Source organism: Vibrio sp. 1069 (genome assembly GCF_033340555.1).
Genome location: NZ_JAWOWP010000003.1, coordinates 344,721 through 362,931, shown reverse-complemented (window position 1 = coordinate 362,931; position 18,211 = coordinate 344,721). Strand labels below are relative to the sequence as shown.

Genomic DNA, 18,211 nt, shown 5'->3' with positions numbered 1-18,211 from the left:
CTCCCTAATATTTCGCTAACAGCGCTTTCGCGGTTTGCGTTTCTAGATTGCTGTCACCCAATTGCTCCATTTGCGCTAACCATGTTTTGGCTTGTTGAACATCTTCAGCGCGCAATGCAGCTTCAATGGCGTAGCGATAAATCCAAGACGTTGCGGCGAAAGGTTGCTGGCTAAAACTCGGTTCATCGAGCAGAGAAAGGTACAGTTCGTAGCCACGCTCAAAGTGATTGAACATGTCAGGTAGAGAAGTAAAGGTGGTGGCTGCCATGGCGGTGGCTAATTGGTATTCCGGCAAGCCTTGTAAGCGTTGTTGCTCTTGCAGTGGTACTGGCTGATTCGCCATTAAATCCAAACCTTTTTGGATTGTCGCAAGACCGCGCTCGGTGAACTTCATCTTGTTCCAAGGCATAAACGCCTCACGACCTTGCAACGTTTCAGCACTGCCTAAATACACCAAAGTCACCGGCGTAGCGCCTTGCTCTTCGAGTTGTTTAGATAATTCGCCGTAAACGGTATCAACTAAGCCAGAGTCACCCTGCGCTGCTTGGTTGAATTGACTGAGTGTGCGCTCGCTTGGATTAGCCAGCGCCAGATTGCTGCTGAGTGCAAATGCGGCGATAAAAGTACTTGCCAGTTTAAGAGCTTTGATTGAGCGAGATTGAGAAACCATCATGTACTGTCCTTAGTTGAACGTGATTTGATGGTTTCAGATTAAGGGAGAAGGTCGCACGCTGCTTTTGCATGCGACCAATGGCAGTTATGCGGAGTGAATGGTATTGAGAGAGGATGAATGACATTCACTTAAACAGAAAATACAATTCCGTTCATTCGTAACGCTACATTTTTACGGCAGTCACAATAAAAACACTGGCTTAAAATCTGAGGCTAGTGTATTTATCCATCCCACAGCTACCCATAACAGACAGTGTCGCACTCTCCTTTCTTACACACCTTTGCATGGTGTCTGTTGTTTCGAAATCGAGATTCTTAGCATCGGAATAGTTTGAACTCTTCGAGTTTTAGTTGTTTTCGCACTCAAAATAGGTGCGTTATTAGGTCGTTGAAAATGAATAAGCGTTATTTCCCAAGAGTTGATTTGCCACTACTCATGGCGATCATTCCGATCATGCTGTTAAGTTCGCTCACTCTCTGGAGTGCCAGTAGCTTTAATGAGGCGATGCTCTTCAAACATTTGGCGCGCTGCGGACTGACATTAGTTTGTATCTTGGTCATGTCCTCGATTCCAGCGTCCAGCTATCAGCGCTCAGCTCCATATCTCTACATTATTGCGGTTGCGCTACTACTTGCTGTCGCTTTATTTGGTGATAGCACCAATGGCTCTCAACGTTGGCTCGATATCGGCTTCTTCCGCTTTCAACCGTCTGAACTAATCAAACTTTCCATTCCAATCATGATCGCCTGGATGCTGCATATTGAAGGAGGTCGACCAAACAGTCGGAAAATTGCGTTTTGCTTACTTATTACAATGATTCCTGCCGGGTTAATCGCGCTACAACCGGATTTAGACGGTGCAGTTTTTACCATCATTTATGCATTGTTCGTTTTGTTTTTGGCTGGCATGAGCTGGAAAATAATCTGCGGGTTTATTGCGAGCATTTTAACGTTAGCACCTATTTTATGGTTCTTCGTTATGGAAACCTATCAAAAGAGCCGTGTAACACAGTTCTTGCACCCAGAGTCCGATCCACTGGGTTCGGGCTACCAAATCATCCAATCTTTGATTGCGATTGGCTCAGGCGGTATGAAAGGCAAAGGTTGGATGAATGCAACGCAGGGAACACTTGGGTTTATTCCAGAAAGTCATACGGACTTTATTTTTTCGACCTATGCAGAAGAATGGGGCTTTGTTGGCAGTTTAGTCTTACTCGCATTGTACTTGTTTATCACTGCACGCGTTATGTTGCTTGCATGTCAGTCTGACCACTTTTTTAGTCGGCTGGTAAGTGGCGCATTAGCGATGAGCTTTTTTCTGTATGCTTTTATCAATACGGGCATGGTTAGCGGCTTGTTGCCAGTAATGGGTAGCCCACTTCCCTTCTTTAGCTATGGCGGCACGGCGATGCTAACTCAAGGTATCTGTTTTGGTGTAATCATGTCGCTGTGTTATTCCAAATATCGTAACGCATAGCTCTGCTTGAGAAAGCAAGCAAAAAAGGCTTCCCTAAGGAAGCCTTTTTACAACGATATGAGCGAATTAATTACAGCTCTGCGTTGTGGTAAACCTGCTGAACATCATCACAGTCATCTAGAAGATCTAGGAATTTCTGGAACTTCTCAGCATCTTCACCCGATACAGGCGTATGAGTTTGAGGAACGAATGTGATTTCTTCAACATCGATCGTTAGATCTGGAAATGCACCGTTAAGCGCAGTTTTTGTTTTGAAGAATTCTGTGTGAGGTGCGAATACAGTGATAACACCGTCTTCTAGCTCAACGTCAGTAACGTCTACGTCTTCCATCATTAGCGTTTCTAGGATGATTTCATCATCGTCGCCTTTGAACTGGAATACCGCTTGGTGATCGAACATGTGAGAAACCGAGCCCTCAACACCAATTTTCGCACCGACTTTCACAAAGCATTGGCGTACATCTTGGAAAGTACGGTTGCCGTTGTCTGTTAGACAGTCAACGATAACGCTAGTACCGCCAGGGCCGAAGCCTTCGTAACGCGCTGGAGTGTAGTCTTCACCACCGCCACCGTTCGCTTTGTCGATCGCTTTATCGATAACGTGCGCAGGAACTTGGTCTTTTTTCGCTTTTGCGATCAGGTGTTTCAAAGACAAGTTCATGTCTGGATCACCACCACCGTTTTTCGCGCACATGTAAATTTCTTTACCGTATTTGGAATAAACTTTAATTTTCGCGCCTGCAGTTTTCGCCATAGAGGCTTTGCGCACTTCAAAACTTCTTCCCATCGGGATGTCTCTCTAAATTCAAATTTAATGCGAAGGATTTTAGCAAAAAGCGAAACCTTTTCAATTTCGCTTAGCAAAGGAATAGGGAGGTTACCTCATTCGTCGCATTGGATTGAACCATTGCCACGGTTCGCGTTAAGCGACACCCATTACTCGTTTGTACTTTTCGACCGATTGCTGAAAAAACGCCTTTTCATCAGCATCGTTAATCTTGGACAACTGTTCTTCTATTGCTTCAGGACCAGATTTGGCCTCTCTGAGCTTCCAAACCAAAAACGACGCCTGCTTATCCAGTTCGATTTTGTTTTTTTCGTCAGGCGGCAATAGGGATAGATTAAACGACATTCACAGCCTCAAGGTACTTTAAATACTAGCCGGGCACTATATCACACAGAGTTACAATTACAGAATAGAAACGCACTTAACTTGATCGATTTCAAGTTAACTATTTAGGCACAGCGCTGATTTTCAGTGCTTTTGGTAAATGCTGTTCGAATATTTGTTGTAATCGAGTCTTGGTAACGGGTTTAGCCACGAACTCGTTCATCCCAACATCGAAGCAATGTTGCTGATCCTCTTTAATGACATTGGCACTTAGCGCAATAATTGGAACGTGTTTCCCCCACTCTCCCATTTTTCGAATTCGCTCCGTAGCAATAAACCCATCCATCACAGGCATTTGGCAGTCCATAAAAATCAAATCGAAAGGCTGCTGATCACACAGCTGCAATGCTTCTTCGCCATGGTTGGCGACACTCACTCGCACACCCAGTTTTTCTAACATGATGCGAACTACCTTCTGATTGACGATGGTATCTTCAACAACCAATACCCAAGGTTTATCGTTATCTTGAGGGCTGACTTCGTTGTCTTCCGCTTTCCGGAAATCTAATACATTAAGTTGGTCGGTATAGGTCGATTGCGCATTTATTACAGCAACAGGAATCGAAAATTCAAAACAGCTTCCCAGCCCAAGCTCACTTGTTAGTTGTATTTCCCCTCCCATCAAGTTAACCAACTGTGCAGCTATCGCCAAACCAAGCCCTGTCCCACCATACTTTCTGGTGGTACTACCATCAGCTTGTTGGAAGCGTTCGAAGATTGCTTGTTGGTGCTCTTTCGCAATACCAATACCAGAATCCACAACTCGAAACCGGATATGAGCGGTCTCTCCATCAAGTCGAGATAACGCTACAAGAAGCTTCACATGGCCGCGCTCGGTAAATTTAATCGCGTTGCTCAACAAATTGTTCAGAACTTGTTTCAATCGTGTGGCATCACCTTGCACTTCCATTGGCAAGTGGGGATCAATATCGCTGAGCAGCTGTAAGTTTTTCTGCTTGGCTTTGACACTATGTAAACTGATGACATCGTCAAGTAGCTCGCGAAGCTCATAGCTCGTGTATTCCAGCTCTACTTTGCCAGCTTCAACTTTAGAGAAGTCCAAAATGTCGTCGATGATCGTCATTAGTGAGTGAGAAGAACTGTCAATGATCTCTACAAACTCTTTTTGCTGGGGATCGAGGTCGGTGTCATTGAGCAACGACGACACACCAATAATGCCATTCATCGGTGTGCGGATCTCATGACTCATAGTGGCAAGAAACTCACTTTTCTTACGATTAGCGACTTCTGCCCTATCGCGTTCAGCCTCTAACTCAGTCTGGTGCTCTTTCACTTTCTCAACACTTCGGTTGTATTTCTCTGCCAAAACACTCACTTCATCAAAGCACCATCGTTTAGGGAGAGTCACTTTACTCGGCACTGTACCGCCACGAAAATCGCTCACCGCACCAGACAGCAATTGTAACGGATTGACCAACAAGCGAAACGCCACCCAAAGAACACCAATGATGAGGACAAGAATTTTGATCGCTTCTGTCGTAAGTAGAAAAAAGAACTGCTGCCAAAGATCTTCATATATCGCGCTAAGATCCGATTGAACCGTTAATATCGCGAGATCATACGTTTTATCGCCGACCCGATACTGCATCGGCCAGCTTCTCTCGACAACATCCTCAGAAAGCGCCGAACCTAATTCAATGATAACTTCGTCTTCACTAGCAATACGTAAGTAGTCCACCGAGGGCATACGCATTGCACCTTGAGCTTGTGTCAGCAACAGCTCCCTATCCTCTACCCACAAACTCGCAGAAAAACTCGATAAATAGCTAGACTCAACCTGCTTTAATTCAACATCTAAATGGGCTAAATCTTCGTGAAAAACTCGATATAAGCTCACTGTAGAAATGATGACCGTAAAGATTAAACTCAACGTTAATACCGCCAACATAAGTTGGTTGCCGATACTAAAACGACGTTGAGATCGCTCTTTTTCATCCATATGAAACCGCTCCGATAAACTTGCGCTACTCTAAATATAGCTACGCACAAATAATAATCGAGGATACGATGAAAAGACTTCTACTTAGATTGGCTTTTAGCTTAATTGTTGTAAGTTCTCATGTGACCGCAAATCAAGTGAACTATTACGTCATTGCTGAACAAGCTCGACCATTTCAAATTGAACAACAGGGACAAATGCACTCCGGAATTGTGACCGATATCGTCAGCGCTATCTTCGCGGAGTCGGATTACCAAGTGAATTATCATACTTATCCATTTAAACGTATGATTTCCATATTGGAAGAAGGCGCTGAGCCAAACTGGTTAACTTATGGCAGCCCGAACTGGGGCAAGGTGCAATCGGAAAATTTATCTGAGGAGCCCATTTACACTGTAAAACATGTACTGGTGTCGAGTAGCGAGAAGCCTTTAGAATTCAAAAATATGGATACGATGCATGGTCGTTCTATTGTATTACTGCTGGGGTTTGATTATCCAAATTTAACACCGTTCTTTGAAAATGGCAGTGTCAATGAAATGCGCGTGAAAGACTACAACGCCGCATACCGAGTGATAAGCCGAACCCCTGGAGATACAGCTTTTGTCGAGATGGAATCCCGAGTCCTTTACAACTTAAAGCGACTCAATTTGCCGTTAGAGAATTTTCAGATACAGCCTTTCAGCTCGGTTATTCCAGACTACTCAATCTACCTAGCTTTTTCACCTCAAATGCAACCAGAAACTCAAAATTACATTAATACACGACTCGTTGAATTAAAAACCTCAGGGGAAATTGATGAAATCATTCAAAAGTATCAATGAATCAACTCATTAACAAAAACGCCAACGATGATACGTTGGCGTTTTTGTTTCTGTAAAATCTGTAGCACTTACTTAGTGTGGTTAACAAACTTAGGATCAAACATGTGCCCCAATTTACTCGCCTTGGTTTGCAGGTAATGTTGATTACTTGGGTTATTCCCTTCTTGTAATGGCACTCGTTCAATGACGTTAATATCAACCGCTTTTAAGGCGGCGAGCTTGCGTGGGTTATTCGTCATTAGACGCACAGCGTCAATCCCCAAATGCTCTAGCATTCCTTTACAGAACGCGTAATCACGCATATCAGCGGCAAAACCTAAACGCTCATTTGCTTCCACGGTATCTGCGCCATCATCTTGTAAGTGATAGGCACGAATTTTATTAATCAAGCCGATTCCACGCCCTTCTTGACGTAAATAAAGCAGCACGCCACATCCCTCTTTGACGATGTTTTGTAGCGCTCTATTAAGCTGAAAACCACAGTCACAACGCGTGCTAAATAGAGCATCTCCGGTAAGACACTCCGAATGCAACCGAATAAGTGGAGCTGCACTTTTTGTTGGCTCACCATAGACCAGAGCAAGATGCTCTTTATTTGTCGCGGCTTCAATAAAGCCGTACATCATAAATGTGCCCCACTGGGTGGGCAATTTGGCTTTATCGATAAACTTCACGAGATTGTAAGGCTCAACATGTCTCAGCTCTGCCCGCACATTCATCAGAATCTCTCCTAGATGATTTTCTCCTTTACCATCTCCCCCGTCTCCCCAAAAGGCATCTTTATGAGAATGCTCTGTTAGGCAAGCGTTACCCGTTCTCATTAATTGCTGCGCTAATGGTGGATTTTGTAGAAACTTTTCCCTAACGATGAAAGCCATAACAGCCAACTTTATATCGTCCCAATCGCTTCTGACAAAGTGTTCGTATTTACGGCTTAAAGCAAACGCTTCATCAGGGGTGCTTGCGTGCTGAATTTTACTTTGCAACTGAGCATCGAGAAACTTTTGGGCTTGGTAATAATGTTCGCTGGTGGGCCAAGTTTGGGAGGAGATATTGACTGGGGCATGGCAAAAATTTGAGAGAAAACCGTGGGGCTCATCGGGCTCATAAAAAAGGATTTGATCAACCATACTTGCGCTCCTTGCTTTGTGGTTGCGATAATCAACAAAAAGCATATCGCTACTGATATATCTAGTAACACAAGGTCAGATTGTCAAACTTCTTCGGGACGGGACGTGAGTGTGAAACTCGTGCTTTTGAGGCGCAAGACAGATAAATGGAGGTTTTGAATAAGAGAGTAATAGAGTGACAAAATAAAAAGGGCAGTCCGTCGACTACCCTATGGGTTGCTAAACCAACCTGAGGCGATCAGTGTATCAAGCCAAGCTCCCTTGCTTCTTCAATGGTCAACCCACTTTCACGGATCTCACGTAACGCTTCAATGCGTCTTCTGGCTTCTGCTGATTTCACTGTTTTCTCTGGCTTCACAACGGTTTCCTCATCAGGTAATTCCCATTTGTGAGCGATGTTGGTCATCTCGTCATGGTCGATAGAATTAATGGACATATTTCCTCCGAACACACCATGTTTTCGATGCGTAATCTATAGCAAAACCGGAACAAGGTGGTAAGAAAAACTGTAGGGAAATGTGACCCCTCCCGCCCTTTCGTTAACTCCTTAATAGATTCATCATTTAAGTTTTGCCAAGGGACAAATTTACGATTAAATTTGAGTAATTCCCCCTACGAAAAGTGTGCTGATCTAGCTCTCAATTCTGCTCTTCTTTAGTTTTATCAACGACGCATTACACCACTTCCTGTTTCACCTAACTTTCGAGTCACTTCACTGATTCATAGTTTGATACTTTCTAAAAACCGCCACACCTGATAATGATAATAATTATCTTTTAGATTGGTAAGGTGTTTATATGGATGGTATTAACTTAAGTCATGCATACCACAATGACCCGGTCATCCAGATCCGAGATTTGTGCGTCGATTACATCACTGATAATGGTGATTTTAATGCGGTAAAGTCCGTCAGCTTTGATATCGGCAAAGGCGAAGTATTTGGTCTTGCCGGTGAATCTGGATGTGGTAAAAGCACAATTGCATTCTCAATAAATCGTCTTCATAAGCCGCCAGCGTTCATTTCTGGCGGTAAAATATGGTTTGATGGCAAAGATATCCTTAGTATCTCAGACTCTGAACTGACCGCTCTAAGGTGGAGTGAAATCGCCATGGTGTTCCAGAGCGCGATGAACTCACTCAACCCTGTCTTAACGATACAAGAGCAATTTGCAGATGTGTTACGACACCATCAAGGCCTCACTAACGCTCAAGCAAAAGATAGAGCAGAAAAGTTGTTGGACTTGGTCAATATTCCTCGAGAACGCTTAGCAGAATATCCTCATCAATTTTCAGGAGGAATGCGTCAGCGGTTGGTGATAGCCATTGCTTTGTCTCTAAATCCAAAACTGATCATTATGGATGAACCCACAACAGCATTAGATGTAGTGGTACAGCGAGAAATTTTACAGCAAATTTATCAGCTTAGAGATGAGTTCGGTTTTTCAGTCCTCTTTATCACTCATGACCTGGCACTCATGAGCCAACTATGTGATCGAATTGCAATCATGCGTCACGGAGAAATCGTCGAAGTCAATCGAGCATACGATATACGCAATCATCCTCAACACCCTTACACGCAAAAGCTATGGGCTTCTTTCCCAAACATCCATGACGTCCACAAACAACCAGAGTTACAAGGAGCGTAACCATGAGCCAGCCTATCATCCAAATGAAAAATGTGATTAAAGAATTCAAAGTGGGCGGTGGTTTAGCGAAAGAGGAAACCTTTCGTGCGCTTCAAGGAGTGACTTTTGATCTGTACGCAGGAAAAACCTTGGCTTTGGTTGGAGAATCAGGCTGCGGTAAGAGTACTTGCGCTCGCTTAATAACCAAAGTCTATCCAGCAACGCAAGGCGAGATCCTTTTCAATGGCACTGACATAAATGAGATCACGTCACGATCGGCTCTACAAGAATATCGCAGTAAAGTACAAATGGTGTTTCAAGATCCGTTTGGCTCTCTCAATCCAACTCATACCATTCGCCATCACCTAACACGTCCTTTAAAAATTCATAAACAAGTCAAAAACGAGCGCGACATCCCAGCCCGCTTGGAAGAGCTTCTAAAGCTGGTGGAACTACCTGAAGAGACATTGAATAAGTTCCCTCACGAACTCAGTGGTGGGCAACGTCAGCGAGTAAACTTAGCAAAGGCTTTAGCGGTAGGTTCGCAAATCATTCTTGCGGATGAGCCTACGTCTATGCTGGATGTTTCTATTCGCTTGGGAGTGTTGAATTTAATGCAACGAATGAAGCAAGAACTGGGAATTGGTTTTTTATACATCACTCATGATCTGGCGACTGCGCACTACATCGCGGAAGAAACCGCAGTAATGTACAAAGGGCAAATCGTTGAATGGGGCGACACTCATTCAATACTTAAGAATCCGCAGCATCCTTATACTAAGCTGTTGATTTCTGCCGTTCCTGATCCTGACTTACCTTTTGGTAACTTAGTGAAAAATGAGCCAAACTATTCGATAGATGCCGATGAAATTCGTCAACGTAGCAGCATAATTGTCGACGAATTTGATCAAATAGGGCCAAATCACTATGTAAAACAATGGACTGAGGCAGCGTAATGGATTTGAGTACTTGGCAAGATCAAATCGCCATGTGATACGAACAGCGGAAACATGATCAAGTAGAAAAATTGGAAACGATCTTATATCAGGTGCCTGATGACGTGTTTGGACCCGAATTGAGTGATCTTCAAAGTAAAGCGATTGCTTGCTGGTTGGATGGATGTTTACGCGTGTTTCAACATGCAAGGTACCAAGACCCTCAGAAAGCATATCAAACCTTGCTTTATACGAGTGCAAAGCTTGAACAAGCAGCATGCCAAGTCTCGACTGATATTCTGATCAAAGATTGGTGTTTGAGACGACTTCAGCATCTCACCGTTGTGGCGTTAGAGTTTTGTAATCAGCAGTGTGATCAAAACAAGTGGCAGGAACAAGCCCATAGCTTAATCGAATCACATGTTGCGTTGATGCGTTCATTACATTGGAATGAACCCAAGAAGCATGATCAAGGTTTACCTCATTAGTCCGGAAAAATGATCAAGGCTTAATTAGCGGAATTTTAGGCAAAAAAAAGCGAGTTTCCTGAGGAGAAACTCGCGAAGTCTATTCAGAATGAATGTAACAATATGAGCCAATCTATTAATCATCAGAAAGGACAAAAGGTTGTCTATTCGGGATAAATAGTAGTATTAGGCTTAGCTTCTAATGTCAGTGGTTTGTAAGAGTTAAGTCTGTTTTTTATCATCGACAGACATTGTTACATTTCAAACCGATACATCACACCTATAGCTTGATACACATCAAGCGACACTTTTAAATCGCCATTTCATCCAAGGCACGAAATACCATTTCATCCATGTGACCATCGAAGATTTGACGACAAACTTTCCGACGCACCGCTAACCCCGCAATCAGGCGCTCGATGGTAAGATGCTTAACATCGTTCTGGGTGTTAAACAGCTCGACGGTTTTACTTAATGTCTCATAAGGAATCGGCTCATCCCCTACCCTTAGCCAATCGAGCTTCTCTATGTAATCTGAGCACTCTTCTTTGATTGAGGCATACGAGTGCCCTGTCATCGCAGACAAAGCCGTTATACTGCGTTCTAGAGCCTCTGGTGAGGTATATTTAGATAGAGTAATGGTGATCTCATCAGCATTGATCTCTACCAAATGTTTTCTTTGCTTCACGCGTCGCCCTAAATTTCCTCTTGGAGACGGTGCTTTGCGTTGAATGGGCTCAAATTCGCCGTCTATGATGCCTGAGAGCTCCTCAAGCTGTTGTCGGGTTACCATCTCATTACGAAGTGGATTTGGCAGCGTAGGCGCCATGTTACGCTTTCCTGCGTTGGTCGTTCGCGCTCGCGAATAACGTAAGACCTCTTCGACATCACATTTGATATCGATCTGGTAGTCCATCACTTTGTCATTTTCGATCATGGTTTCGATCGTCAGGTGATAACCCCACAAATTAACGACGAATAGATCATCATTCCCTTTTCCATCAGACAAACGCTTTAGTTCTCGGATCAAATCCATGGAGAAACGTCGCCATTCAATGTTACGTGCAAGTTTCTGGTTTAACTCACTCAGTAGCATGCAATCCGTGTGACGACGAACCATGCGACTACGGAAGAAAGAGTACAGTTGAAACACCAACGTATGTTGTTTCAAGATCTCTGGCGGAAACAAGAAGAAATAATCGCGTGTTAACAGCTCTTCATAAAACGAAGGTTCCCAAACTAAAATATATAAGTTTGGCTTGATACGAATTTCACCATCGCTTCCCTCCACAGGTGCCTCTTCAGAGGCCGTGATGGTTCGAGCAAGAAAACGAAAACGATCACTTTTGAAGCCCTCTGGCATGTTTTCACTTAGCCAACGTCCAGTAAGTTCATGGAGCTGAAAATCAGTGAATTCAATGCGATCAATGCTATCGCGAATGGAATCACGAGCTGGGCCACTGTCTTTTTTGCCTCTGAGCGACAAAATATCAGTGATGTATAACGGCGTTTTGTTTGGTACGTGAGCCGCATCAAGCTGATACTGATCTTTGTGATGATCATGATACTGAACCGTTAACGTGAAGAGAGCGAACAGGGTCATGAGATCATCCACAGTCATGATATTTTTGGATGATCGCGTCTCGATAACGGCCTTTGTACCAGAGATCGACACCATGGATTTCTGATAACTTTTTCGAGTTCTTGGTGGCGCAAGTGCTTGGTCAATGATCCCAGCCCAATTTGTTGGAGATACAACAAATTGATCGGCTTCATCTTTCATCGTGGGAGGTGTGTTTAACCCGTGCTCATTCAACAAACGTTTGTTTACTTGAGTCTGAGCCAATGCTTTCGAACGTTTTTGTTTTTCGTTCTGGCGAACTTTGTCTGTAACAAGACTTGTTGCTCCCAACACAGATATAAGCTGATTGGGATTCACAAATTTATGTAGCATCGTTTTACCAGCAAGTCCCTCTTCAAAACGCACTGGTGTTTGAGTAAATAAACCAATATTTACTGCCGCGCGCAAACGTTGTTGCAGAGCTGCACGTGTGAGTTGCCCATCTGTTGCTTCCACAATCTCTGTGGTTGAAACCAAACCATCCTTGCTGCTGAAGCCTCGTAATGAGATCAGATTAAGCAACTCTAAGATGCTTTTGGTCACCCCTTTGAAATGTTGGTACTGCTCTACCCAATCCGCAGAGGATTCATGTACCTCAAAAAGATGGCCATCTTTGTGGCTTCTCGGTGCTTTAATCAGAATTTTTTCATCAGCCGTCATTTTAGATCCAGATCACACTAGCCGTAGTTGTGCTATGGTTCCGAAGAATAAAGAAAAACAGATCATAAATAAAGAAAAAAGATTGTTTTTTAAATAACTGATCTTTTTGATTAATCTGATCTTAATTGATTATATGATCTAATGATCTGGCTTGAAATTTTTCGCTAAGCTTTTGTTCTATAAGACTATTATTTCCATGTATTTCGGAACTATGATCATAAGAAGTCTGAAAGTATGATCAACAATAACCTGAAAGCATGATCATATTTCTTCGTAAGCATGATCATTAAGGTTATGAAAAGATGATCAAAAGAGTCTTGAAACGATGATCATGATGTTTTTACAGGTTATCCACAGATGCAGTATTTAATAATGATCTTCACGATGATTATATTGTGCATTGGTGATGTTATTTATACTCGGATCGATGATCAAGAGCCAATATATCTATCGTTCTGGCGTCCATATTGATGAGATATCACTCATCTGATTAAAATACATTCAAGTCGCTCATATTTAGAAGTAAATCCTAGTCTCTGCTTATTTACAGGAAGCATGATCATGAGAGCGTGATTTATCATAGCAACTTGAGCAATTTCATTGTTCCGGCTTCTATACCGTCAATTTCTGCTCAATCCCCCATTCTGTCTGCACTCAACCGTAAATCAGAGAAGAAAACTCATGCTTCCGAGAGATTCTAAGGCTTGATCATATTTCCGATTAATGGATCTTATTTTATTTGCGTGTTTACACCGTACTCTGCTCAATTTTGCCATGATCATGCTTTCGGATTTGTTTATTAACACGGAAGCATGATCATAAGTATACCTTGATCATACTTCCATAGATGTTTCGCTGGAACTGCCCTATTTTGTTCGGAGACATGATCAAGGTGTTCAGGTCTTTATTGTTCCGATATTACTTACTATTTTTCGTTTAAATTAGGTTGGTCTAACATAATCCGTAATTTAGCTTAAGATTATAATCGTTCCGGTAGAAAATTGATTTACATTGTAAATGAGTGACGCTGTAACACTTTTTATTTTTAAGTTTAGGTGTCCACTTATGAGAAGATTATTTGATTAAAAATAGTTATCTTTTTGACCATAAATCATAAAAGCGTCGATTTGGGTGTTTTTTTATGTGATGGTAATTCAAAATGTTCGTGCACCTTTTTGTTGTTTTTGGTCTTTACTGCTGTACAATTGCAGTTATAAATCCTTCCAACGGAATTTGGCATGAAAAGAGAAAAAACGATTGAAAACCTTCTTGAGTTAGCGGAGCTGACTCAGCAGGTTCAAGCTGACCGTATTGAAATTGTTTTAGAAGAGCGAAGCGATAACTACTTCCCACCAATGTCGAAAGCGATGATGGAAACCCGTTCTGGTCTAACTCGCCGTAAGCTCGACGACGCGATTGGTAAAATGGAAGCCGCTGGGCATCAATTTACTAAAAACAACGCGAATCATTATTCAATTACGTTAGAAGAAGCACACATGCTCATGGATGCGGCTGAAGTGCCTAAATTTCATGAGCGTAAAAAGAATTCAGGTAACAAACCTTGGATTATTAATGTGCAGAACCAAAAGGGCGGTACAGGTAAATCAATGACCGCGGTTCATTTAGCGGCATGTTTAGCGCTAAATTTGGATAAACGATACCGTATTTGTTTAATCGACTTAGACCCACAAGGCTCGCTACGTTTATTCCTCAACCCGCAAATCAGCATGGCAGAGCATGATAATATCTATTCTGCGGTAGACATTATGTTGGGTAACGTGCCTGATGGTGTGGAAATTGACAGTGAATTTTTACGTAAAAACGTATTGCTGCCAACGCAATATCCGAACTTAAAGTCGATTTCAGCGTTTCCAGAAGACGCGATGTTTAATGCGGAAGCATGGCAAACGCTATCTGAAGACCCATCACTCGATATCGTCCGTCTGCTGAAAGAGCAACTGATTGATAAAATTGCTGATGACTTCGATATCGTTATGATTGATACCGGTCCACACGTTGACCCATTAGTATGGAATGCGATGTATGCATCAAATGCCTTGCTAATTCCTTGTGCGGCTAAGCGTCTGGACTGGGCTTCAACAGTAAACTTCTTCCAGCATTTGCCTACGGTATATGAAATGTTCCCGGAGGACTGGAATGGTCTTGAGTTTGTTCGCTTGATGCCAACCATGTTTGAGGACGACAATAAGAAGCAAGTTTCTGTTTTAACTGAAATGAACTATCTTCTAGGTGACCAAGTTATGATGGCTACTATTCCTCGTAGCCGTGCGTTTGAAACCTGTGCCGATACCTACAGCACAGTATTTGATCTGACAGTAAGCGATTTTGAAGGCGGTAAGAAGACACTAGCTACCGCGCAAGACGCTGTTCATAAAAGCGCACTGGAATTAGAGCGTGTGCTGCACTCTAATTGGCCGTCATTGAATCAGGGGTAATAAGTAAATGGCTTTGAAAACGTCTGAATTAAACGCGAAATTATTTGGCAAAACGAATAAGCGTCGTGTTGTGACTCCGCAAGAGGCGCAAACAGCGGCAAAAGAGAAAGCTCAAACGATTGAACTAGCAGTTGCAGGTGAAAATATTGTTCAGTTTGAACTTGTGCGTATTCCTGCAAATAAAGTTGCGACAGAAACAACAGTATTTGTTGATAACGCTCGTGAGCAATCGTTCTTAAACGAACATGCTTTATCTGATGTTTTAGTCACACTCAAAGAGCGTGGCCAACAATATCCAGCTGTGGGTCGTAGAACTGAAGATGGCAAGATCGAAGTTTTAGATGGTAGCCGTCGTCGCATGTCTTGTATCCTCGCTGAACAAGATTTTTTGGTTTATGTTGCTGACAACATCAATACTGACCATGCTAAGTTTTTGTCTGATGTGGCAAATGCTCACAAACCGCTCTCTTTATACGAAAAAGGTAAAGAGATGCAGGCTAAGCTTGATAGTGGTGAAGCTGAGGATCAGAAAGCATTGGCAAAAATGTTCCAGTGCAGTGAAGCGTTGGTAAGCGGCGCTTTAAAAGCCGCAGCATTACCGTTAGAACTGCTTCAAGCGTATCCGAATGTTGGCGATCTCGGTCGTCCAACTATCGTGAAACTGCACAAACAGTTTTCAACGCTGACGCCAGAGCAGCAGCAAGAGCTGTTAGATAAATGCCGCTCTAGCGAAGGGTTTTTATGGCAGCGAAGCACAGCTCAAGGCGTTGCTCGTCTGACAAAAGAAGTCACGGAAAGCATCGAAAATTGGATTACTGAACTTGCACCAGCAAAACCTGGTAAGAAGACGGAAAAAGTCGACTTAGTTAAAGGTCGAGCAAGCTACAGCCGAAAAGGTAGCAGTCTGGCGTTGAACTTGAAGAAAGTTGACGACAGCTTGATGGAAGAGATTCTTGCCTTTGTGCAAAACAAGCTGCAATAACAAAAGATGATTGAATCAACCGCCTCCGGGCGGTTTTTTTATATCTGAGAAGCGTCAAATTAAAGATGTGATACCATTGTGTCAGTTCAACGTTGGATAGACAAAATGCAGACACAATCTGATTTCCTTTCATCACTTCAACATCAAGCTCACCAATCTTTCCAAAGGATTGGTGTAGTCATTCAAGGCGAGGCTTCTTGGCAAAATGCGTTGATGTCAGAGTTCCATAAAACGCAGCGCCATCAACGTTGGTTTTCTGTTGGTGATTTTGGTTTGAAAAACGTATCCAGTGTTTCGTCTAAACAAGGGCACATGTTGCTAGGCAGAGAGTGTGACGTTCTATTGTTTGATGCTCGAAATGGCTTTGACGCAAATAGTTTTACCGCCGCGCTTGGCTCATTGGTTGGCGGCGGTTTTCTTATTGTCATTACTGAGCCGCGACAACCAACGAATTTTGCTCAGCAATGGATGCACAAACAATGGGAGAAGCTCGTTGTTATTGAGCAAGACAAACCATTGCCAACGGCTCCAGACATCAAGCAAGCAGAAAAAGAAAGCCACTACACGGAACAAGAACATGCCATTTCTCTAATTGAAAAGGTGGTGACAGGACATCGAAAGCGACCATTAATTTTGACCGCTGATCGTGGACGTGGAAAAACAAGTGCCCTCGGAATTGCGTGTGCGAACTTATTACAGCAGAAGCCGCTTAGAATCTTAATTACGGCACCATCTATAAAAGCCGTTGAGCCTGTTTACCAACATGCTTTACGTTTACTCCCTAGCGCACAGCGTATTAAGAAGGACAGATTAGAATCAGGGCAGGGAGCCATTCAATTTATTGCTCCAGATGAACTATTATTGAGTCGACCTGAATGTGATTTGTTACTTGTCGATGAAGCGGCTGCAATTCCAGTTCCTATGCTCAAAAGCATTACCGAACATTATCATCGACTCGTTTTTTCTACGACTATTCACGGTTATGAAGGTTGTGGCCGGGGCTTTACGATTAAATTTGTTGATTGGCTTCAGAAACAGCGTTCGGGGATGAAAACATGGCACATGACACAGCCCATCCGCTGGAGCATGAATGATGCGCTCGAATCATGGCTCTATGACGCATTTTTGTTGGATGCGGAGTTAACGCACCATCAACTTAACCAGGTCGACTCAATTTCCCTTTCTAAAGCCGATAAGGACGATTTGATATCGCAGCCTAGTTTGCTGCGCGAGGGCTTTGCTCTTTTGGTTAATGCTCATTATCAGACCTCGCCGAATGATTTGATTCACCTTTTGCAAGACGACAACAGTCAGCTCTATTTTGCTAAGCAAGATAATGTGGTTGTGGGGGTAATATTAGCGGTCGAAGAGGGTGGGCTTGACGCCGAATTGGTTGAAGAAATTCAGCTTGGTAAGCGTCGTCCAAAAGGACACTTAGCCCCAGTTACGATTGCAAACCACCTAGGATTCCCGAATGTCGCGAATCTATCGACGCTGCGAGTCATGAGAATTGCGGTTCATCCGGAATTGCAAGGAAGAGGAATCGGTCAAAAAATGCTGCAGCAACTTGATCAAATGGCGGCTAAGCACATTGCTTACTTATCCACGAGTTTCGGTGCGACTGAAGAATTGGTCCATTTTTGGCGACAATCGAACTTCCGTACAATTCGCTTAGGATCAATGCGCGATGCTGCTAGCGGTTGTTATTCAGTCTTGATGGTCAAAGCTCGTGATTCCAAACAGACGGCTTGGGTCGATGAATCTCAGGCGCTATTTGAAGAAATGTTGTCTAACAATGTGGCTGACGTCTATCCAAAATTAGAAGCCCCTATTTTTCGAGCTCTATTGCCGCAACCTTTGGGAATGAGTCCACTTCATCCCGCTAAGTTATTACTAATTGAATGTTATGCTGATGGTGGTAACAGTTATGAGTCTGTGTCTGTGTGGCTTCAGCAGTGGTTACTTAACTTAGGTTTGAACTCCGCTTCCGACTTGATGATCAGTAAGCTTTTTCTTAACCGTAGTTGGACTGAATGTGCTCAGCAATTTGGTTTACCTGGAAGAAGGCAAGTTGAGCAGCAGTTAAGGGACGAAGTAAGACACATTTGGAGCGATTTACACTGTAAACAATAAAGGGAAATTTACACTGTAAATGAAATTACTGGGAGCTGATTTTACACTGTAAATCCAGCTCCTTTTTGTTTCAGCGTGTATTTTGATTGAGCTTTAGG

Annotated in this window: 14 protein-coding genes and 1 pseudogene; 8 read left to right on the top strand and 7 right to left on the bottom strand. The window is 43.0% G+C overall.

Annotated elements, in window-relative coordinates; all coding sequences use genetic code 11:
• Window positions 1–4: 4 nt before the first annotated feature.
• Complete coding sequence (locus R7040_RS07635; protein ID WP_017189795.1) at window positions 5–673, bottom strand: hypothetical protein; 669 nt, start codon at window positions 671–673, stop codon at window positions 5–7.
• A 393-nt stretch (window positions 674–1,066) separates the two neighbouring features.
• Between R7040_RS07635 and rodA the strand changes: the two genes are divergently transcribed.
• The gene (rodA, locus tag R7040_RS07630; protein ID WP_017633806.1) at window positions 1,067–2,149 is read left to right on the top strand and encodes a rod shape-determining protein RodA; all 1,083 of its coding nucleotides are present in this window, start codon (window positions 1,067–1,069) and stop codon (window positions 2,147–2,149) included.
• A 70-nt stretch (window positions 2,150–2,219) separates the two neighbouring features.
• Here rodA and R7040_RS07625 read toward each other — a convergent pair whose 3' ends face one another.
• The 3 genes from R7040_RS07625 to R7040_RS07615 form a co-directional block, all read right to left on the bottom strand.
• The gene (locus R7040_RS07625; protein WP_005374482.1) at window positions 2,220–2,936 is read right to left on the bottom strand and encodes a YebC/PmpR family DNA-binding transcriptional regulator; all 717 of its coding nucleotides are present in this window, start codon (window positions 2,934–2,936) and stop codon (window positions 2,220–2,222) included.
• 135 nt (window positions 2,937–3,071) lie between these two features.
• Window positions 3,072–3,281: a DUF3283 family protein gene (locus tag R7040_RS07620; protein ID WP_005374484.1), complete on the bottom strand. Its 210-nt coding sequence runs from the start codon at window positions 3,279–3,281 to the stop codon at window positions 3,072–3,074.
• Window positions 3,282–3,381: 100 nt separating this feature from the next.
• Window positions 3,382–5,280, bottom strand: a complete 1,899-nt coding sequence (locus tag R7040_RS07615) for a hybrid sensor histidine kinase/response regulator (protein ID WP_064354436.1) — start codon at window positions 5,278–5,280, stop codon at window positions 3,382–3,384.
• A gap of 68 nt (window positions 5,281–5,348) precedes the next feature.
• Here R7040_RS07615 and R7040_RS07610 point away from each other — a divergent pair, with 68 nt between their 5' ends.
• Window positions 5,349–6,104, top strand: a complete 756-nt coding sequence (locus R7040_RS07610) for a substrate-binding periplasmic protein (protein WP_005383196.1) — start codon at window positions 5,349–5,351, stop codon at window positions 6,102–6,104.
• Between the two features lie 68 nt (window positions 6,105–6,172).
• Here R7040_RS07610 and ribA read toward each other — a convergent pair whose 3' ends face one another.
• Together ribA and R7040_RS07600 are read right to left on the bottom strand one after the other, a co-directional pair.
• Window positions 6,173–7,234: a GTP cyclohydrolase II gene (gene ribA / locus R7040_RS07605; protein ID WP_017635221.1), complete on the bottom strand. Its 1,062-nt coding sequence runs from the start codon at window positions 7,232–7,234 to the stop codon at window positions 6,173–6,175.
• A gap of 238 nt (window positions 7,235–7,472) precedes the next feature.
• Complete coding sequence (locus tag R7040_RS07600) at window positions 7,473–7,670, bottom strand: PA3496 family putative envelope integrity protein (protein WP_005374493.1); 198 nt, start codon at window positions 7,668–7,670, stop codon at window positions 7,473–7,475.
• A 361-nt stretch (window positions 7,671–8,031) separates the two neighbouring features.
• On the opposite strand from R7040_RS07600, the gene R7040_RS07595 reads away from it, so the two are divergent.
• From R7040_RS07595 to R7040_RS07585, 3 genes and pseudogenes are all read left to right on the top strand, one after another.
• Window positions 8,032–8,880 carry an ABC transporter ATP-binding protein gene (locus R7040_RS07595; RefSeq protein WP_005374497.1) on the top strand — a complete coding sequence of 283 codons (849 nt, stop codon included), beginning with the start codon at window positions 8,032–8,034 and terminating at the stop codon, window positions 8,878–8,880.
• A gap of 2 nt (window positions 8,881–8,882) precedes the next feature.
• On the top strand, window positions 8,883–9,815 hold the full coding sequence (locus R7040_RS07590) for an ATP-binding cassette domain-containing protein (RefSeq protein WP_213886373.1): 933 nt from the start codon (window positions 8,883–8,885) through the stop codon (window positions 9,813–9,815).
• Window positions 9,815–10,282: pseudogene (locus R7040_RS07585) on the top strand (transcriptional regulator). Before R7040_RS07590 ends, R7040_RS07585 begins: the two are co-directional and overlap by 1 nt.
• A 289-nt stretch (window positions 10,283–10,571) precedes the next feature.
• Here R7040_RS07585 and R7040_RS07580 read toward each other — a convergent pair.
• Window positions 10,572–12,542, bottom strand: coding sequence for a replication initiator protein RctB domain-containing protein (locus R7040_RS07580; RefSeq protein ID WP_017635223.1), 1,971 nt, complete (start codon window positions 12,540–12,542; stop codon window positions 10,572–10,574).
• Between the two features lie 1,238 nt (window positions 12,543–13,780).
• Between R7040_RS07580 and R7040_RS07575 the strand changes: the two genes are divergently transcribed.
• The 3 genes from R7040_RS07575 to R7040_RS07565 all read left to right on the top strand — a co-directional run bounded on the left by R7040_RS07575 (window position 13,781) and on the right by R7040_RS07565 (window position 18,113).
• On the top strand, window positions 13,781–14,998 hold the full coding sequence (locus tag R7040_RS07575; protein ID WP_042522299.1) for an AAA family ATPase: 1,218 nt from the start codon (window positions 13,781–13,783) through the stop codon (window positions 14,996–14,998).
• A gap of 7 nt (window positions 14,999–15,005) precedes the next feature.
• Window positions 15,006–15,980 (top strand): ParB/RepB/Spo0J family partition protein, encoded by a 975-nt coding sequence (locus R7040_RS07570; protein WP_042522297.1) that lies wholly within the window; start codon window positions 15,006–15,008, stop codon window positions 15,978–15,980.
• A 105-nt stretch (window positions 15,981–16,085) separates the two neighbouring features.
• Window positions 16,086–18,113 carry a tRNA(Met) cytidine acetyltransferase TmcA gene (locus R7040_RS07565; protein ID WP_318081166.1) on the top strand — a complete coding sequence of 676 codons (2,028 nt, stop codon included), beginning with the start codon at window positions 16,086–16,088 and terminating at the stop codon, window positions 18,111–18,113.
• The last annotated feature ends 98 nt before the right edge of the window (window positions 18,114–18,211 follow it).

What these genes read in the sequence shown, in the direction of transcription:
- R7040_RS07635 (WP_017189795.1), bottom strand. Translation starts at nt 673, where the DNA reads ATGATGGTTTCTCAATCTCGCTCAATCAAAGCTCTTAAACTGGCAAGT.
- rodA (WP_017633806.1), top strand. Translation starts at nt 1,067, where the DNA reads ATGAATAAGCGTTATTTCCCAAGAGTTGATTTGCCACTACTCATGGCG.
- R7040_RS07625 (WP_005374482.1), bottom strand. Translation starts at nt 2,936, where the DNA reads ATGGGAAGAAGTTTTGAAGTGCGCAAAGCCTCTATGGCGAAAACTGCA.
- R7040_RS07620 (WP_005374484.1), bottom strand. Translation starts at nt 3,281, where the DNA reads ATGTCGTTTAATCTATCCCTATTGCCGCCTGACGAAAAAAACAAAATC.
- R7040_RS07615 (WP_064354436.1), bottom strand. Translation starts at nt 5,280, where the DNA reads ATGGATGAAAAAGAGCGATCTCAACGTCGTTTTAGTATCGGCAACCAA.
- R7040_RS07610 (WP_005383196.1), top strand. Translation starts at nt 5,349, where the DNA reads ATGAAAAGACTTCTACTTAGATTGGCTTTTAGCTTAATTGTTGTAAGT.
- ribA (WP_017635221.1), bottom strand. Translation starts at nt 7,234, where the DNA reads ATGGTTGATCAAATCCTTTTTTATGAGCCCGATGAGCCCCACGGTTTT.
- R7040_RS07600 (WP_005374493.1), bottom strand. Translation starts at nt 7,670, where the DNA reads ATGTCCATTAATTCTATCGACCATGACGAGATGACCAACATCGCTCAC.
- R7040_RS07595 (WP_005374497.1), top strand. Translation starts at nt 8,032, where the DNA reads ATGGATGGTATTAACTTAAGTCATGCATACCACAATGACCCGGTCATC.
- R7040_RS07590 (WP_213886373.1), top strand. Translation starts at nt 8,883, where the DNA reads ATGAGCCAGCCTATCATCCAAATGAAAAATGTGATTAAAGAATTCAAA.
- R7040_RS07580 (WP_017635223.1), bottom strand. Translation starts at nt 12,542, where the DNA reads ATGACGGCTGATGAAAAAATTCTGATTAAAGCACCGAGAAGCCACAAA.
- R7040_RS07575 (WP_042522299.1), top strand. Translation starts at nt 13,781, where the DNA reads ATGAAAAGAGAAAAAACGATTGAAAACCTTCTTGAGTTAGCGGAGCTG.
- R7040_RS07570 (WP_042522297.1), top strand. Translation starts at nt 15,006, where the DNA reads ATGGCTTTGAAAACGTCTGAATTAAACGCGAAATTATTTGGCAAAACG.
- R7040_RS07565 (WP_318081166.1), top strand. Translation starts at nt 16,086, where the DNA reads ATGCAGACACAATCTGATTTCCTTTCATCACTTCAACATCAAGCTCAC.